Genomic DNA, 15059 nt, shown 5'->3' on the forward strand with positions numbered 1-15059 from the left:
GGCCATGGCCTTGAAGGCGATTTCAACCGCAAGGGAACGAGCGCGTTTGCCGGCCGGATCGGCGAGCGCGTCGCCGCCCCGGGCGTGACCGTGGTCGACGACGGATCGATCGAGGGCCGCCGCGGCAGTCTCACCATCGACGACGAGGGCACGCCGACCCAGACCAACGTCCTGATCGAGGACGGCATCCTCAAGGGCTATATCCAGGATCGATTGAACGCGCGCCTGATGGGCGTCGCTCCGACCGGCAACGGCCGCCGCGAAAGCTTCGCGCATGCGCCGATGCCGCGCATGACCAACACCTTCATGTATGGCGGCAACGACGATCCCGACGAGATCCTCAGCCGCGTCAAGAACGGCATCTACGCCAAGTCGTTCGGCGGCGGGCAGGTCGACATCACCAGCGGCAAGTTCGTCTTCAGCTGCACCGAGGCCTACAAGATCGAGAACGGCAAGCTCGGCGCGCCGATCAAGGGCGCGACTTTGATCGGCGACGGCCCGACCGTGCTGACCAAGGTCGCCGCGATCGGCAACGATATGGCGCTCGACGAAGGCGTCGGCATTTGCGGCAAGGGCGGCCAATCGGTCCCCGCCGGCGTCGGCCAGCCGACCCTGCTGATCGACGGCCTTACCGTGGGCGGAACCGCCGCCTGATGCCGTTGGTGGAACTGGAGCGCTATTACGATCGCGCTTTGGCCTCCATCGTCCAGTCCGCGCTCGCCGAGGAAGGCATCGAAAGCGTCATGTTCGACCGGGAGACCGTGTTGTTCGTGCCCGCGCGGATCATGGTTCTCGACGAGGACGAAGCCGAAGCCCGCCGCGTGCTGGAGTCCTTTGCATGACCGCGAGCGCCGATGGCGCGCGCGCCATAATCGACTTCTGGTTTCGGGAAGTCGGGCCGAACGGATGGTGGACACACTCCACTGAAACCGACGCCGCGATCCGCGATCGCTTCCTTCTTTTGTGGGAGGAGTGGCGGAGCCGGCCGGCCGATCATTTCCTCGGCACGGCGGGCAAGGCGCTGGCGGCGGTCGTGCTGTTCGATCAATTCTCACGCAACATGTTCCGCGGTGAGGGGCGCGCTTTCGCGACCGACCCTCTGGCGCTTGCTATTGCCCAGGACGCGATCGATCGCGGCTTCGACGCACGGCTGAGTCCGGACGAACGCATGTTCCTCTACATGCCGTTCCAGCACAGCGAGTATCTGGCGATGCAGGATCGCGCGGTCGCCCTGTTCGAGGCACTCGGTCGGGCCGAGCAGATCGACTATGCGCATAAGCATCGTGACATGATCGCGCACTATGGCCGCTTTCCGGCGCGCAACGCCGCGCTCGGCCGGCCCGACCGCTCCGGCGAAACCAAGGCCATCGCTGCAAGTGCGAGCTGGTAAAGAGGCCAATTTGCCGCAAAGCTTGCCTAAAAAGAAGGCATAAGCTCATAATTGCCTAAGCGGCGGGCGAAAGAAACGCCGCCGCAACGTCCTCTCCGCTCTTTGGTTCCACTGGCACGCTTTTTGCGATGCAGCAGCGGGCGCTGAACAGGGAGGTGGAATGAAACTCGTCATAGCTATCATAAAGCCGTTTAAGCTCGACGACGTGCGCGAGGCTCTGTCCGCGCTCGGCGTTCAGGGCATGACGGTCACCGAAGTCAAAGGCTTCGGCCGCCAAAAGGGCCAGACCGAGATCTACCGTGGTGCTGAATACAGCACGAACATGGTGCCGAAGATCAAGGTCGAGGTCGCGTGCAGCACCGATCTGGCGCCGCGTGTCGTGGAGGCGGTGCAGCAATCCGCCAACACCGGCGCGATCGGCGACGGCAAGATCTTCGTGCTCGATCTCGGTCAAGTCGTGCGGATCCGCACCGGCGAGACCGACGAGACGGCTCTCTAAGATTCAAGGGGGAAACATGAAGCTTTCGACCAAGATATTGGCCGGGCTCGGCACGGTGGGCGTAACCGCCCTCCTTGCCCATCCCGCGCTTGCGCAGGCGGCCGCGGCCGCTTCTCCGATTCCGCCGCAGACGATGAACAAGGGCGACAACACCTGGATGCTGGTGTCGACCTTGCTCGTTCTGATGATGTCGATCCCGGGCCTGGCCCTGTTCTATGGCGGCCTCGTCCGCACCAAGAACATGCTGTCGGTGCTTACCCAGGTGCTGATGATCGTCTGCATGGTCGGCGTGATCTGGGTGTGCTGGGGCTATTCGGAGGCGTTCACCGCCGGCCCGACCCAGTTCTTCGGCAATCCTCTCACCAAGCTTTTCCTGAAGGGTGTGGACGCCAACGCGTTGGCGGCGACCTTCTCGAACGGGGTCTATATCCCCGAGCTGACCTACGTCCTCTTCCAGATGACGTTCGCGATGATCACGCCTGCGCTGATCGTCGGCAGCTTCGCCGAGCGGGTTAAATTCTCGCCGCTGATGCTGTTCATCGCGCTGTGGGTGACCTTGGTCTATTTCCCGATCGCGCACATGGTGTGGTATTGGGAAGGTCCGGACTCGATCGCGGCAGCGGCTCTCAAGGGTGCCGCGGCGCTCGATGCGGCCAATGCCGATGCAGGCTGGCTGTTCGCCAAGGGCGCGATCGACTTCGCCGGCGGCACCGTGGTGCACATCAATGCCGGCATCGCCGGCCTGGTGGGCTGCCTCGTGATCGGCAAGCGGATCGGCTACCCCAAGGAGCCGATGCCTCCGCACTCACTAACCATGACCATGATCGGCGCTTCCCTGCTGTGGGTGGGCTGGTTCGGCTTCAACGCCGGCTCCAACCTCGAAGCCTCCAGCGTGGCTTCGGTCGCTTTCATGAACACCATGATCGCCACCGCCGCCGCCGGCCTCTCCTGGCTGCTCGTCGAGCAGGTCGTGAAGGGCAAGCCGTCGCTGCTTGGTGCAGCCTCGGGCGTGGTCGCCGGCCTTGTCGCCGTCACCCCCGCCTCGGGTTATGCCGGGACGATGGGCTCGGTCATCCTCGGCCTGGCGGTCTCGCCGATCTGCTTCTTCTTCGTCACCTTCGTGAAGTCGAAGTTCGGCTATGACGACAGCCTCGACGTGTTCGGCGTCCATTGCATCGGTGGCATCACCGGCGCGCTCGGCACCGGCATCCTCGCCAATCCGGCGCTGGGCGGCCAGGGCATCGCCGACTACGCCTCGAAGCCGGGCACTTTGGTCGTGGCGACCTATGACTGGGTCCACCAGCTGACCGTGCAGGCCGAGGCAGTAGGGTTCACCCTGCTCTGGTCCGGCGTAATCTCGTTCATCCTCTACTTCGCGATCGACAAGGTGTGGGGCCTCCGCGTCTCCCCCGAAGCCGAGAACGAGGGCCTCGACATCTCCGAGCATGGCGAGCGGGCCTACCACTACTGACAAGTTCGGGGTGGGCTTCGGCTCACCCCAGAGTTCCAAAGTTCGGGATGTGCCTAGGCCCATCCCTCCAGGGGTTCCTCCTGCGAACGACTGGCCGGCGGAGAGATCCGCCGGCCTCTTTTTTGTGCGCGGGCGCCGGAAGCAAGCTATGGCCCACCGAGCCCATCGGCGTTTCAAGGAGATCGTCCCGTGTCCGACACCAACCCGACCCTCGCCGAAGTGGAAGACCAGATCGCCCTCCTTGAGGACAATCTCCATACCCTCACCGAACAGGCCGCCGCCTATTCGGGCGCGGGCGATGAGGACAGATCGTCGGATCGTATTGCCGAGCTGGAACAGCAGCTCGAGGCCCTCAAGAAGCAGCGCGCGCAATTCGTCTGACCGGGAGGGCGCACCTCCCTATCCCGTCATTCCCCCGAACGCGGGAATGACGGGGCCTACGCCCCCAGCACCGAACGGATTGAGCTCAAATCGTAGCCCGCACCCGCTGCCTTCGCGATCAGCGCCTCACCGTCATCACCCAGCCGGTTGCGCGCGAGCGCCCACAGGAAAGTCGAGCGCGTGCCCGAGCGGCAGAAGGCCAGCACCGGGCCTTTCGCCGTCTCCAGCGCATCGGCCATCGCCGCGACCTGCCAGTCCGCGAAGCCAGAATGATCGACCGGGATCGCGACATAATCGAGCCCCGCGGCCTTCGCCGCCGCCTCGATCTCCGTACCCGCCGGCTGGCCCGGCTGCTCACCTTCCGGGCGGTTGTTGACGATCGTAGTGAAGCCCTGCGCCTTGGCCGCGGCGACATCCTCGGGCTCGATCTGTCCGAAGACCGAGATGGATGGGTCGAGCGTGCGGAACATGGGTATCTCCCTCAATAGGCCAGCGCGCATCCGTCGGCGCGCATCTCGCTGGCGGCCGCATAGACGCGTTCGCCGCCGGGCGCAGTAAGTTCGACGCATTCGTAACGGCCGAACCCGCCGTCGGGCTTGCCGATCGTCCAGCCGATCGCGGCGAGCGCGGCCTTGGTCGCATCTGGCACGCCGCTCTCCAGCCGCAGCAGGCCGGTCTTGGGCAGGCTGGGCGAATCCTCGCCCATGCTCTGCGACGAGCCTTCATGATGGTAACGCGGGCTGTCGCCGGCTGCCTGGACATCGAGCCCGTAATCGATCCGGTTGAGCAATATCTGGGTCTGGCCCTGCGGCTGCATGTCGCCGCCCATCACGCCGAACGACAGCCAGGGCTTGCCGTCGCGCGTCGCGAAGCCAGGGATGATCGTCTGGAACGGCCTTTTGCCCGGCGCATAGATATTGGGATGGCCGTCCTGCAGCGAGAAGAGCTGGCCGCGATCCTGGAACATGAAGCCGAGTCCGTCCGCCACCAGCCCCGATCCCATGCCGCGGAAGTTGGACTGGATCATCGACACCATCATCCCGTCCTTGTCGGCGGCGGTGAAATAGGTCGTGTCACCATGGCTCGGCGCCTGGCCGGGATAGACCGGATCGAGGATGCGGTCGGGCCGGATCAGCTTCGCGCGCTGGGCGGCATAGTCCTTGGACGCGAGCCATTCGACCGGCACTTTCGAGAAATGCGGATCGGCATAGAAACGCGCGCGATCCTCATAGGCGAGCCTTTTGGCTTCGGCCTGGAGGTGGATCGACAGCGGCGACTGGAAGCCCGCGCCCTTGAGATCGAAATTCTCCAGGATGTTGAGCATCTGGAGCGTCGCCAAGCCCTGCGTGTTGGCACCGATCGCGTGGACGCCGACGCCGCGATAGGTGGTGAAGAGCGGCTCGACCCATTCGCTGTGGTGACGCGCGAGATCGGCATAAGACAGCCAGCCGCCGATCCGCTTGAAATAAGCGTCGATCGTGCGTGCGATCGGGCCTTCGTAGAAAGCGTCGCGGCCGCCCTGCGCGATCATGCGGTAGGTGCGCGCGAGATCGGGATTGCGGAACACCGCGCCGACGGCGGGCGTCTCCCCGTTGGGCGCGTAGGTGCGCAGCGCATTGGCGAGATCCTCGATACCCGCGCCGGGCCGGCGGAAGGCGACGAAGTTGAGCCGGATATAATTGGCGATGATCGGCGGCACCGGCACGCCATTCTCGGCAATGTCGATCGCGGGCGCGAGCACGTCCGCCCAGGACAGCTTCCCGTAACGCTGGTGCAGCGTCCACCAGGCATCGAGCGCACCGGGAGTCGATACGGTCACCGCACCCAAAGACGGCAGCGCGCCGTTCTTCGCGCGCGACCGGGCGATTTCCAATGTCAGCGCCTGCGGCGAACGGCCCGATCCGGTGAGGCCCACGACCTTGTTGAGTTTCGGGTCCCAGATCAACGCATAGCAATCGCCGCCGATCCCGCTCGATGTGGGTTCGAGGAAGCCCAAAGCCGCGTTGATCGCGATCGCGGCGTCGACCGCCGAACCGCCCTTCCTGAGGATCTCGATCCCGATCTGGGTCGCGATCGGATGCGCGGTACCGGCCGCGCCTGAACGGCCATAGACGGCGGAGCGCGACCCGAAGCTGGCGCCGAACGGCCGGTCGCCGGCGTGGACGTCGGGGCGGTTGAAGGAAGGCGCATCGGCGGGTTGGAAACCAGGTTGCGGCGCAGGCGCCGGATCGCCCGGCCGCGTCTGCGCCAATAACGGCACCGCCGCCGCAGCGGCGGGAATAGCCGCCAGAAAGGACCGACGTTTCATGCGCGACTCCCCCGAATTTCGAAGAGCGCATCTGACGCGACTGCCGCGTGCGGCGCAAGCGGGGAACCGTCTCCGCTTGACTCGGGTTGTGGGTGTTGTGGCATAAGAACATAAAGAGAACGAATGACGTGCGAGTCGCCTTTCCCCGCCGCGCTCCGAGAGCGCCTGTCCGGCTACGAACCGGCGGCCCCGCCCGCGCGCTTTGCGCTGGGCGTGGAGCGGCTCGACACGATCCTTGGCGGGGGCCTCGCCCAGGGGCGACTGCACGAAGTGTGGCCGGCGGAGGCGGCGGACGGCGCGAGCGCGGCCGGCTTCGCGCTGATGCTGGCGTTGCGGGCGAGCGGCAAGGACAGCCCGATCGTCTGGATCGCGGAGGAGAAAGGCGAGCGGCGGCGCGGCCCGCTCTACCCGCCCGGCCTCGCCGAACTGGGGGTGGATCCGGCGCGCATCCTGTTCGTGCGGGCGCCCGACGAGAAAGCCCTGCTGCGCGCGGCGGGCGATGTGGTGCGTTCGCCCGCGGCCGGAACCGTGGTGATCGAACCGGCGGGGACGGCGTCCGCGCTCGATCTCACCGCCAGCCGGCGGCTGACCCTGTTCGCCGAGCGATCGGGCACCACCGCGATCCTGCTGCGCACCGCCGATCCGCAAGGACCCTCGGCCGCGATCACGCGCTGGCGGGTGACATCGGCACTCTCGGTTGCGCTGGAGGCGGACGCGCCCGGTCACCCCGCTTTCCTGCTCGATCTGGTGCGCCAGCGCGGCGGCGCGCCGTCCTCCGGCTGGCGGCTGGAGTGGGATCGTGACCGCGCCCGCTTCGCGTCGCTATCTCGCGATCTGGCTGCCGATGCTGGCGGAGGATATCTGGCGGCTGGCTGATCCGGCGGCACGCCCACGCGGGCAGGAACCGCCGACCGTCTTCGTCGAGAAGATCAACAATGCGATGCGGCTGACCGCCTTGTCGCGATCGGCGCTCGCTTTGGGGCTCATGCCCAACCTGACGCTTGCCGATGCCCGTGCGCGGGTGCCGGAGCTGGTTGTACACGACCGCGATCATGGCGGTGAGGCACGATTGCTCGCCCGCATCGTCGCGGGCTGCGCGCGATACACGCCGATGGCCGCGGCCGCGCCGCCCGACGGCGCGATCCTCGACATCACCGGCTGCACCCATGCTTTCGACGGAGAAGCGGGTCTCGGCCAGGATCTCGCCGCACGCCTCGCTCAGGGCGGGGTCACCGCTTTGCTCGACTATGGCGACACACCCGAACAGGCGCGCGCCCTTGCGCGCTTCGGGCGGGGCAAGTGCGACCTGTTCGCTCTGCCGGTCGAGGCGCTGGAGGCCGAAGCGCCGGTCACGCTCGCGCTGCGCCGCGCCGGGCTCAAGACGATCGGCGCGCTTGCTCGCCGCCCGCGCAAGATGCTGGCCGCGCGGTTCGGCGATCTCGCGATCCGGCTCGGCCGCCTGCTCGGCGAGCAGGATCGTCACATCACGCCCGAGCGCCCGCTGCCGCCGGTGTTCGCCTTGCGCCGCTTCGCCGAGCCGATCGGCCGGGTCGAGGACGCGCTCGCCTGTCTTGAGGACCTGGGCCGGGACGCCGCCGAAACCCTGCTCGAACGCCATGAAGGCGGCCGCCGCTTCCTTGCCCGCCTGTTCCGCAGCGATGGCGCGGTCGCCATGGTCGAGGTCACCACCGGCCAGCCGACGCGCGACCCGGCCCTGCTGATCCGCCTGTTCCGCGAGCGGATCGATGCGCTGTCAGACCCGATCGACCCCGGTTTCGGCTTCGACCTGATCCGGCTCGATGTCGGCGGCACCGAAAAGCTGGTGGCGCGCCAGGACGATCATCTCGCGACCGCACGCCATAAGGAGGAACTGGCCGAACTGGTCGATCGTCTGTCTGCACGGCTGGGCGCACGCCGCATCTATCGCGCGCGGCCCGAGAACACGCATATCCCCGAATGCGCCGCCGTCGCCTGCGCGCCATCGCAATCGCCATCGTGGGAGGCCGCGCCGGAAGGCGAGCCGCCGATGCGCCCCGTGCGCCTGCTCGATCCGCCCCAGCCGGTCGGCGCGGTCATGTCGGAGGTGCCCGACGGACCGCCGATGCGCTTCACCTGGTGCGGCCGGGCCTACAGCATCGCGCGTTGGGAAGGGCCCGAACGGATCGCCGCCGAATGGTGGCACCGGCGCGACCGCGGCGGCAAGCCGCGCGATTATTACCGGGTCGAGGATGCGGACGGCCACCGTTTCTGGCTGTTCCGCCATGGCCAGCACACGCCCGGCGACGAGGAGCCTGGCTGGTATATCCACGGGCTGTTCGCATGAGCGCGGCCTATGTCGAGCTGGCGGCGGCCAGCAATTTCTCGTTCCTGCATGGCGCGAGCCACGGCAGCGACATGCTCGCGCGCGCCCTGGCGCTCGGCCACGCCGGGCTGGGAATCGCCGACCGCAACACGGTCGCGGGCGTGGTGCGCGTATGGAAAGCGCTCAAGGACAAACGCGAGGAAGCGCTCGTCGAAACCGGCGAGCCCTTGCGCGATTTCAAGCTCGTCACCGGCGCGCGGCTGATCTTCGCCGACGGCACGCCCGACATCATCGCCTACCCCGAGACGCGGCATGGCTGGGGCCGGCTGTGCCGCCTGCTGTCGACCGGCAATCTGCGCGCCGACAAGGGCGATTGCGTGCTCAAGCTGGACGATCTGCTCGCGCATCTCGATGGCCTGCTGCTGATCGTCCTGCCCGCCAGCACGCGCCGCGAAGGCGAAGGCATTGCGCGCAAGGAGGATAAGCAAACCCACCTGCCGGATGATGAGGCGGAACAGCCTTCTCTCCTTTCCAACGTCATTCCCGCGAAAGCGGGAATCCCGCTTCCTGCCCACGGTGAAGAAAAGCGGGATTCCCGCGTGCGCGTGAATGACGGTGCGGGCGGCGACAATGTCATCCCCTTCCCCACCCGGGCCGCGCCTGACCTGCTGACGCGCACGCTGACCATCCTGCGCGCCGCCGCGTCCGATCGCATCTGGCTCGGTGCGGCGATGCGACGCTCGGGCGCCGACCACAGACGCATTGCCAGGCTGGCGAGGCTCGCGCGCGAAACGCAGGTGCCTTTGCTCGCGATCAACGACGCGCTTTACGCCGCGCCCGAAGATCGGCCGCTGCAGGATGTGCTCACCGCGATTCGGCTCGGCATCACCGTGCGGGAGGGCGGCAAAAGGTTCGAAGCCAATGCCGAGCGTCACCTCAAGGCGCCTGCGGAAATGGCGCGCCTGCTCCGCGATCATCCTGGCGCGATCGAGGAGACGCTGCGCTTCCACCAACGTATCCAGTTCGATCTCGCGCACCTCAAATACGAATATCCCCACGAGCCGGTGCCCAGGGGCAAACTCCCCTTCAAATGGCTCAAGCAGCTTGTCGGGAAAGCCGCCGCGAAGCGGTGGCCCAAGGGCTTGCCCGACAATGTGCGCGCGATGCTCAAGGAAGAGTTCGCGCTGCTCGGCACGCGTCCGGACCTGCCTTATTATTTCCTGACCGTGCACGATCTGGTGCGCTTCGCCCGTTCGCAGGGCATCCTCTGCCAGGGGCGCGGATCGGCGGCCAATTCGATGGTCTGCTATCTGCTCGGCATCACCGCGGTCGATCCGGCCAAGCATGATCTGCTCTTCTCCCGCTTCATGTCGGCCGACCGCGAGGAGCCGCCCGATATCGACGTCGATTTCGAGCACGAACGGCGCGAGGAGGTGATGCAATATGTCTATCGCCGCTATGGCCGCCACCGTGCCGGGATCGTCGCGACCGTCATCCATTACCGTTCGCGCTCGACCGTGCGCGAGGTCGGCAAGGCCCTGGGTCTGACCGAGGACGTCACCACCCGGCTCGTGAGCACGGTGTGGGGCAGCTATGCGACGCAGATGGAGGAGGAACGGTTCAAGGAGACCGGCTTCGACCTCCACAATCCCGAGATCGAGCGGCTCAACCATTTCGTCGCCAAATTGCTGGAGGCGCCCTTTCCGCGCCATCTGTCGCAGCATGTCGGCGGCTATGTGCTGACCGAGCATCGGCTCGACGAGACCGTGCCGATCCATCACGCCGCGATGGAGGACCGCACCTTCATCGAATGGGACAAGGACGATATCGACGCGATCGGCCTCATGAAGGTCGACGTGCTCGCGCTTGGCATGCTCACCTGCATCCGCAAGGCGTTCGACCTGATCCGCGATTTTGACGGCACCGATTACGAATTGCGCAGCCTGCCGGAGGATCAGGCGGACGTGTACGCGATGCTCCAGAAAGGCGACAGCGTCGGCGTCTTCCAGGTCGAAAGCCGCGCGCAGATCAACATGCTGCCGCGCCTCAGGCCCGAAAATCTCTACGACCTTGTCGTTCAGGTCGCGATCGTCCGGCCCGGACCGATCCAGGGCAATATGGTCCATCCCTATCTGCGGCGGCGCCAGAAGATCGAGAAGGTCGACTATCCCTCCCCTGCTCCCCCGCACGATCCCAACGAACTGCGCGGCATTCTCGGCAAGACGCTGGGCGTGCCGTTGTTTCAGGAACAGGCGATGAAGCTCGCCATCGTGGCGGCCGCGTTCACGCCGGGCGAGGCCAACCAGCTGCGCCGCGCGATGGCGACCTTCCGCAATGTCGGCACGATGCCGAAATTCGAGAAGAAGATGGTCGGCGGGATGACGGCACGCGGCTATTCCGAGGAGTTCGCGCGGCGCTGCTTCGATCAGATCAAGGGGTTCGGCAGCTACGGTTTTCCCGAAAGCCATGCGTTGAGTTTCGCCTTGCTGGTCTATGTCTCGGCCTTCCTCAAGAAGCGCCACCCGGCCGCCTTTTGCGCGGCCCTGCTCAATTCACAGCCGATGGGTTTCTACGCGCCCGCGCAGATCGTGGGCTGCGCGCGCGATCATGACGTCGAGGTGCGCGAGATCGACGCCGCGTTCAGCGATTGGGACAACAAGCTCGAACCGGGCGACGGCGCGCCGGCGGTGCGGCTCGGCTTCCGCCAGATCGACGGGTTCAAGGAGGAGTGGGCTGAAAAGATCATGGCGACGCGCGGTGCGGTCGCACCGGGCAATGCCGGCCAGCGGATCGAGGCGCTTGCCCGGGCGGGCACGCTGCCCTCGCGTGCGCTACGCTTGCTCGCCGACGCGGATGCCTTCCGGTCGTTCGGCCACGACCGGCGCGAGGCCCTGTGGGAGGTGCGCCGTACGCCCGCCGATGCGCTGCCTTTGTTCGCCGCCGCCGATGCGCGCGAGCTGGGCCAGGAAGAGGATCCCCAGCTTCCCGCCATGCCGCTCAGCGAACATGTCGCGGCCGATTACCAGACGACGCGCCTGTCGTTGAAGGCGCATCCGATGTCCTTCCTGCGCACCCTGTTCGCGACGGAAGGCGTCCTGAATTCGAAGCAGGTGCGCGAGGCGAAGGACGGTACGCGCGCCAAGGTGGCGGGCGTGGTGCTGGTCCGTCAGCGGCCGGGCGAGGGCAAGGCGATCTTCATCACGCTGGAGGACGAGACCGGCGTCACCAACGTTTTGCTATGGGCGCGCGACTTCGAGAAATATCGCCGTCCGGTGATGGCGTCGCGGCTGATGGAGGTGCACGGCATCATCCAGAAGAGCGACGAGGGCGTCGTCCATCTGATGGGCGCGCATGTCGTCGACCGCACCGCCGAACTCGAACGCCTGTCGGAGGATCATCCAACGCGCGTGCAGCTCAGCCGCGCCGACGTGTTCGAACATCCGCAAATGCCGCGCCATGCGGTGCCGCGCGGCAGCCATCCCCGCAACGTGCGTATCCTGCCCCCATCGCGCGATTTCCACTGAGCATTTTCTAGTCCGGTGAAGTCACCGGACGACTCGGAAAATGCGGTAGATCAAAACCTCGCGCGACGGGGAAGCCCCCCGGCTCAGGAACGCGCGAACGAAAGCTTGCTGCGGCGGCTGCGCATCGCAGCGCCGACCAGGCCGAAACCGCCGACCATCATCGCCCAGCTTGCCGGCTCCGGCACGGCGGCCGTGCTGTGATTGCCCGGCACATCGTGATGGCTGGCCACGCCCAGCGAATCGAATTCGAAGGCGACCCCGTTCGAGCGGAACACCAAAGCGCCGACATTGTCGGAGGCGCCGAAGTTCAGCGTCAGCCGGCGATTGGTCTGCGCGTCATACCAGTCGCCATTGCTGGGCGGCAGATCCGCACCACCGATCGTCAGCAGCGCATGCGAGAAATCGAGATTGCCGGCGCCATCGCGGCCGATCACGTCGATGAAATTGTAGGTATCGATCGAGCCCAGATAGACGCTCGCGCTGTGGATCGAGCCGAGGCTGCGCAAATCGAACAGCACGCTGCCGCCGGTGCTGATCGCCATATATTGGCTGGTGTCGCCCGCAGGCGCTGCCGCGACGCCCGAATAGCTGCCGGTATAAAGACCGAAGCCCGACGACTGCGCCGGATCATAGCTGAGGATGTCATGGCCGTCGAAGCCGGTAACCAGCACCTCGCCCGCGCCAAGGCCGGGATCGACATTGTTGCCCAATCCGTCAACCACGGCCCCGCCGTGGTATAGGTAACCGCCTGCGCCGGAACAGAAAAAGCAGCAAGCGCAGCACACGCAACCCAAGCAAAACGCAACATAGTCGATCCCCACAAACCCCACAGCCTTATCGGCCATGAATTTGCGTTACTGGATTTTTTTCGTGTTGCCTAGGTCAATTGAGTCTTAGCAAACCCGGTAAATAGTCAAATGGAAGTTACAATTAACTATAATTAACAATCTTTGGATATATATCCAACGGTCATTACTTTAACTTATTCGAACTCTCTCGCCGTGAACGAGCGTCACGCCGACATGCGCAAAGCGCTTCCCCCTCCCGCGATCAGGCTCTAGAGCGCGAACGGCGTCGGGGAGTGGCGCAGTCTGGTAGCGCACCTGGTTTGGGACCAGGGGGCCGCAGGTTCGAATCCTGTCTCCCCGACCATCCGCCCTTATCCCGCTATGGCGAACCCGATCGTGCCGCCCCCTTCCGGCTTCGCCTGCGATTCAACGTAAAGCCGATCGACGATCACCTGCGCGTTGGCCGCGGGACGATGGCGTAGCTGGCGCGCCACCAGCGCGAAATCGCCCGGCGTCAGATTGAGCAGCCCCCGCAAATCCGACGGCGCCGGCATGTGGAAGAAGCGTTCGAACGCGCGTGCCGTCTTGGCGGGGCCGAGTGCCCGCAATTCCAGCTTGAACACGAACCGGCGCAAGGTGGCGGGATCGAGCCGCCGCGCATAGTTGGTCGCCGCCACCACCGGCAAGGGATGGCGGTCGAGCCAGGTGAGCAGCTCGTTGACCTGACCCACCTCCCAGCTCGTCTGCGCGGTGGCGCGGTCGAACAGCAGCGAATCCGCTTCTTCGAACAGCAATACGCCACCGCGCTGCCGCGCCTCGTAAAAGGCGTCGGCAATCGCCGCCTCGGTGCCGCCGACCCATCGCGACAACAGGTCCGATCCGCGCTTCACCACCAGCGGCCGATCGAGCGCGCGCGCCAGATGATGCGCGAGCGCGGTCTTGCCCGTGCCCGGCGGCCCCGACAGCAACAGCGACACGTCATGCACGCCGCTGTCCACGATCGAATCGAGCAAAGGCTGCAGCGGCAGGTCGCTTTCAAACAGATCGGAATCGAATGGCTCGATCGGATCGAGGCGTACCTCTCCATCGCGCAAGGCGCGCACCAGTGCTCCCGCCGATCGTGCGCCTGCATCCGCATCGCCCGCCAGCCGCGCCGCGCGGGCGGCGACGCGCAGCACGGTCGCGGTCTCGGGCGCGGCCGCCAGCAACGTATCGAACGCCGCACCCGGCACGACGCCTTCGTCGGTTGCGATCCGATCCAGCATGCGGCGCGCGGCCGCCGGCGTCGGCAGATCGAGCTTCAGCACGAAGCTCATCCGCCGCAGGATCGCGGGATCGACATTACCGATCGCATTGCTGGTCCAGATGATCGGGACGGCATTATTCTCGATCAGGCGATTGACGAAGATCTTGCTCCCGTCGCGCTTGGCGAACCAGTCGCCGCCGCTGGGCCGCGCCTCGCCGATCAGATCCTCCATCTCGTCGAACAGCAGGATCGTCTGGCCGCGGCCGGCAAGGATTCGTTGCGCCAATTGCAGTGCCGCGACCCGTTCCCAGCGGGTCGGCTCGTCGCCGTCCTCGTCTACCTCGCCGACCGCATGGAGCGGCGCGCCAACCGCTGCCGCCAGCGTGCGCGCAAGCTCGGTCTTGCCGGTGCCCGGTGGTCCGTGGATCAGGATATTGACGCCCTGCGCGCCATCACCGAGCGCACCCTTGAGCAGGCGCACCAGGAAATCCACATCCGCCGCCGCCGGGAAATCGTCCAGCCCCAGCCGTGCTTCCTGGCGCGGCCCGACCAGCAAATCGACGATATCGTCCCCAACCGTCGGCGCGCGATCGAGAAAGCGCTCAAGCGTCCAGCGGATGTCCAGCTCGATCTGGCCCTGGCGATTGGCATGGAAGCCGACCAGCCCCAGGCGCAAGGCTGCACTGCGCCGGACGAGGCGCACCGCCTCGTGCGGCGCGAAGCCGGCAAGCTCACCCAGCAGCTCGGGCAGATCGAAGCCGTGCCCGGTCGCGACCCGCAACAACGTGTTCAGGCGCGAGAAGCGGTCGGCCGCGATCATGACGACCAGCAACGCCAGATCGTCCGGCGCGAGCGCCAGCACCTCGCCGAGCGCATCGGCAAGCTGCAGCACATGCGGGCGCGGCTCGTCCCGCGCCGGCGCAGATGCGACCGCCGCGAGCAAATCCGCGAGCACCGGCGCGGCCTCACCAGGCGGTGTGCCGGTCAGCCACTCCTGATGCGGCAAAGCCCATTCGAGCAATGCCTCGGCCAGCGGCGACGACGGCCGCACGCCATGTCCGATCCGGAGCAAGCTGCTCCGGACGATCGAAAATTCGTCCATGATAGTCCCGTATCCCGTCGGACGCGGCGCAAGCGCGGCAAAGCCACG

At 66.3% G+C, this 15059-nt stretch carries 13 protein-coding genes and 1 tRNA gene; 10 read left to right on the forward strand and 4 right to left on the reverse strand.

From position 1 onward, the window contains the following. From VK533_RS04670 to VK533_RS04695, 6 genes are all read left to right on the forward strand, one after another. The coding region (locus VK533_RS04670) for a metallopeptidase TldD-related protein (protein WP_324375478.1) at window positions 1-654 on the forward strand (654 nt) is incomplete at its 5' end. Then, window positions 654-842, forward strand: a complete 189-nt coding sequence (locus VK533_RS04675) for a DUF2007 domain-containing protein (RefSeq protein WP_324375479.1) — start codon at window positions 654-656, stop codon at window positions 840-842. The genes VK533_RS04670 and VK533_RS04675, both read left to right, overlap by 1 nt. After that, the gene (locus tag VK533_RS04680) at window positions 839-1390 is read left to right on the forward strand and encodes a DUF924 family protein (protein WP_324375480.1); all 552 of its coding nucleotides are present in this window, start codon (window positions 839-841) and stop codon (window positions 1388-1390) included. Before VK533_RS04675 ends, VK533_RS04680 begins: the two co-directional genes overlap by 4 nt. 160 nt (window positions 1391-1550) lie before the next feature. Then, window positions 1551-1889 (forward strand): P-II family nitrogen regulator, encoded by a 339-nt coding sequence (locus VK533_RS04685; RefSeq protein WP_324375482.1) that lies wholly within the window; start codon window positions 1551-1553, stop codon window positions 1887-1889. A gap of 16 nt (window positions 1890-1905) precedes the next feature. Next, window positions 1906-3360 (forward strand): ammonium transporter, encoded by a 1455-nt coding sequence (locus VK533_RS04690; protein ID WP_324375483.1) that lies wholly within the window; start codon window positions 1906-1908, stop codon window positions 3358-3360. 189 nt (window positions 3361-3549) lie between these two features. Continuing rightward, window positions 3550-3741 (forward strand): hypothetical protein, encoded by a 192-nt coding sequence (locus VK533_RS04695; protein WP_324375485.1) that lies wholly within the window; start codon window positions 3550-3552, stop codon window positions 3739-3741. A gap of 56 nt (window positions 3742-3797) precedes the next feature. Here the strand turns inward: VK533_RS04695 and VK533_RS04700 are convergent, their stop codons facing one another. Beyond that, the gene (locus VK533_RS04700; RefSeq protein ID WP_324375487.1) at window positions 3798-4211 is read right to left on the reverse strand and encodes a TIGR01244 family sulfur transferase; all 414 of its coding nucleotides are present in this window, start codon (window positions 4209-4211) and stop codon (window positions 3798-3800) included. An 11-nt stretch (window positions 4212-4222) separates the two neighbouring features. Continuing rightward, on the reverse strand, window positions 4223-6049 hold the full coding sequence (locus VK533_RS04705; protein ID WP_324375489.1) for a gamma-glutamyltransferase family protein: 1827 nt from the start codon (window positions 6047-6049) through the stop codon (window positions 4223-4225). A gap of 123 nt (window positions 6050-6172) precedes the next feature. On the opposite strand from VK533_RS04705, the gene VK533_RS04710 reads away from it, so the two are divergent. From VK533_RS04710 to VK533_RS04720, 3 genes are read left to right on the forward strand one after another with little or no spacing between them, the layout of a single operon-like run. After that, window positions 6173-6925 (forward strand): hypothetical protein, encoded by a 753-nt coding sequence (locus VK533_RS04710; protein WP_324375490.1) that lies wholly within the window; start codon window positions 6173-6175, stop codon window positions 6923-6925. Next, window positions 6849-8372 carry a DNA polymerase Y family protein gene (locus tag VK533_RS04715; RefSeq protein WP_324375491.1) on the forward strand — a complete coding sequence of 508 codons (1524 nt, stop codon included), beginning with the start codon at window positions 6849-6851 and terminating at the stop codon, window positions 8370-8372. The genes VK533_RS04710 and VK533_RS04715 overlap by 77 nt, the downstream gene beginning before the upstream one ends. Then, entirely contained in the window at window positions 8369-11875 is a 3507-nt protein-coding gene (locus VK533_RS04720; protein ID WP_324375492.1) for an error-prone DNA polymerase, read from the forward strand. The genes VK533_RS04715 and VK533_RS04720 overlap by 4 nt, the downstream gene beginning before the upstream one ends. Before the next feature lie 83 nt (window positions 11876-11958). Here the strand turns inward: VK533_RS04720 and VK533_RS04725 are convergent, their stop codons facing one another. Then, complete coding sequence (locus tag VK533_RS04725; RefSeq protein ID WP_324375493.1) at window positions 11959-12597, reverse strand: PEPxxWA-CTERM sorting domain-containing protein; 639 nt, start codon at window positions 12595-12597, stop codon at window positions 11959-11961. A 353-nt stretch (window positions 12598-12950) separates the two neighbouring features. Between VK533_RS04725 and VK533_RS04730 the strand changes: the two genes are divergently transcribed. Continuing rightward, window positions 12951-13027, forward strand: a tRNA-Pro gene (locus tag VK533_RS04730). A gap of 7 nt (window positions 13028-13034) precedes the next feature. Here VK533_RS04730 and VK533_RS04735 read toward each other — a convergent pair. Continuing rightward, on the reverse strand, window positions 13035-15011 hold the full coding sequence (locus VK533_RS04735) for an AAA family ATPase (RefSeq protein WP_324375494.1): 1977 nt from the start codon (window positions 15009-15011) through the stop codon (window positions 13035-13037). Window positions 15012-15059: the final 48 nt, after the last annotated feature.

The organism is Sphingomonas sp. (assembly GCF_035317925.1).
Lineage (GTDB): Bacteria > Pseudomonadota > Alphaproteobacteria > Sphingomonadales > Sphingomonadaceae > Sphingomonas_I.

What these genes read in the sequence shown, in the direction of transcription:
- VK533_RS04690 (WP_324375483.1), top strand. Translation starts at nt 1,906, where the DNA reads ATGAAGCTTTCGACCAAGATATTGGCCGGGCTCGGCACGGTGGGCGTA.
- VK533_RS04675 (WP_324375479.1), top strand. Translation starts at nt 654, where the DNA reads ATGCCGTTGGTGGAACTGGAGCGCTATTACGATCGCGCTTTGGCCTCC.
- VK533_RS04680 (WP_324375480.1), top strand. Translation starts at nt 839, where the DNA reads ATGACCGCGAGCGCCGATGGCGCGCGCGCCATAATCGACTTCTGGTTT.
- VK533_RS04710 (WP_324375490.1), top strand. Translation starts at nt 6,173, where the DNA reads ATGACGTGCGAGTCGCCTTTCCCCGCCGCGCTCCGAGAGCGCCTGTCC.
- VK533_RS04700 (WP_324375487.1), bottom strand. Translation starts at nt 4,211, where the DNA reads ATGTTCCGCACGCTCGACCCATCCATCTCGGTCTTCGGACAGATCGAG.
- VK533_RS04685 (WP_324375482.1), top strand. Translation starts at nt 1,551, where the DNA reads ATGAAACTCGTCATAGCTATCATAAAGCCGTTTAAGCTCGACGACGTG.
- VK533_RS04735 (WP_324375494.1), bottom strand. Translation starts at nt 15,011, where the DNA reads ATGGACGAATTTTCGATCGTCCGGAGCAGCTTGCTCCGGATCGGACAT.
- VK533_RS04705 (WP_324375489.1), bottom strand. Translation starts at nt 6,049, where the DNA reads ATGAAACGTCGGTCCTTTCTGGCGGCTATTCCCGCCGCTGCGGCGGCG.
- VK533_RS04720 (WP_324375492.1), top strand. Translation starts at nt 8,369, where the DNA reads ATGAGCGCGGCCTATGTCGAGCTGGCGGCGGCCAGCAATTTCTCGTTC.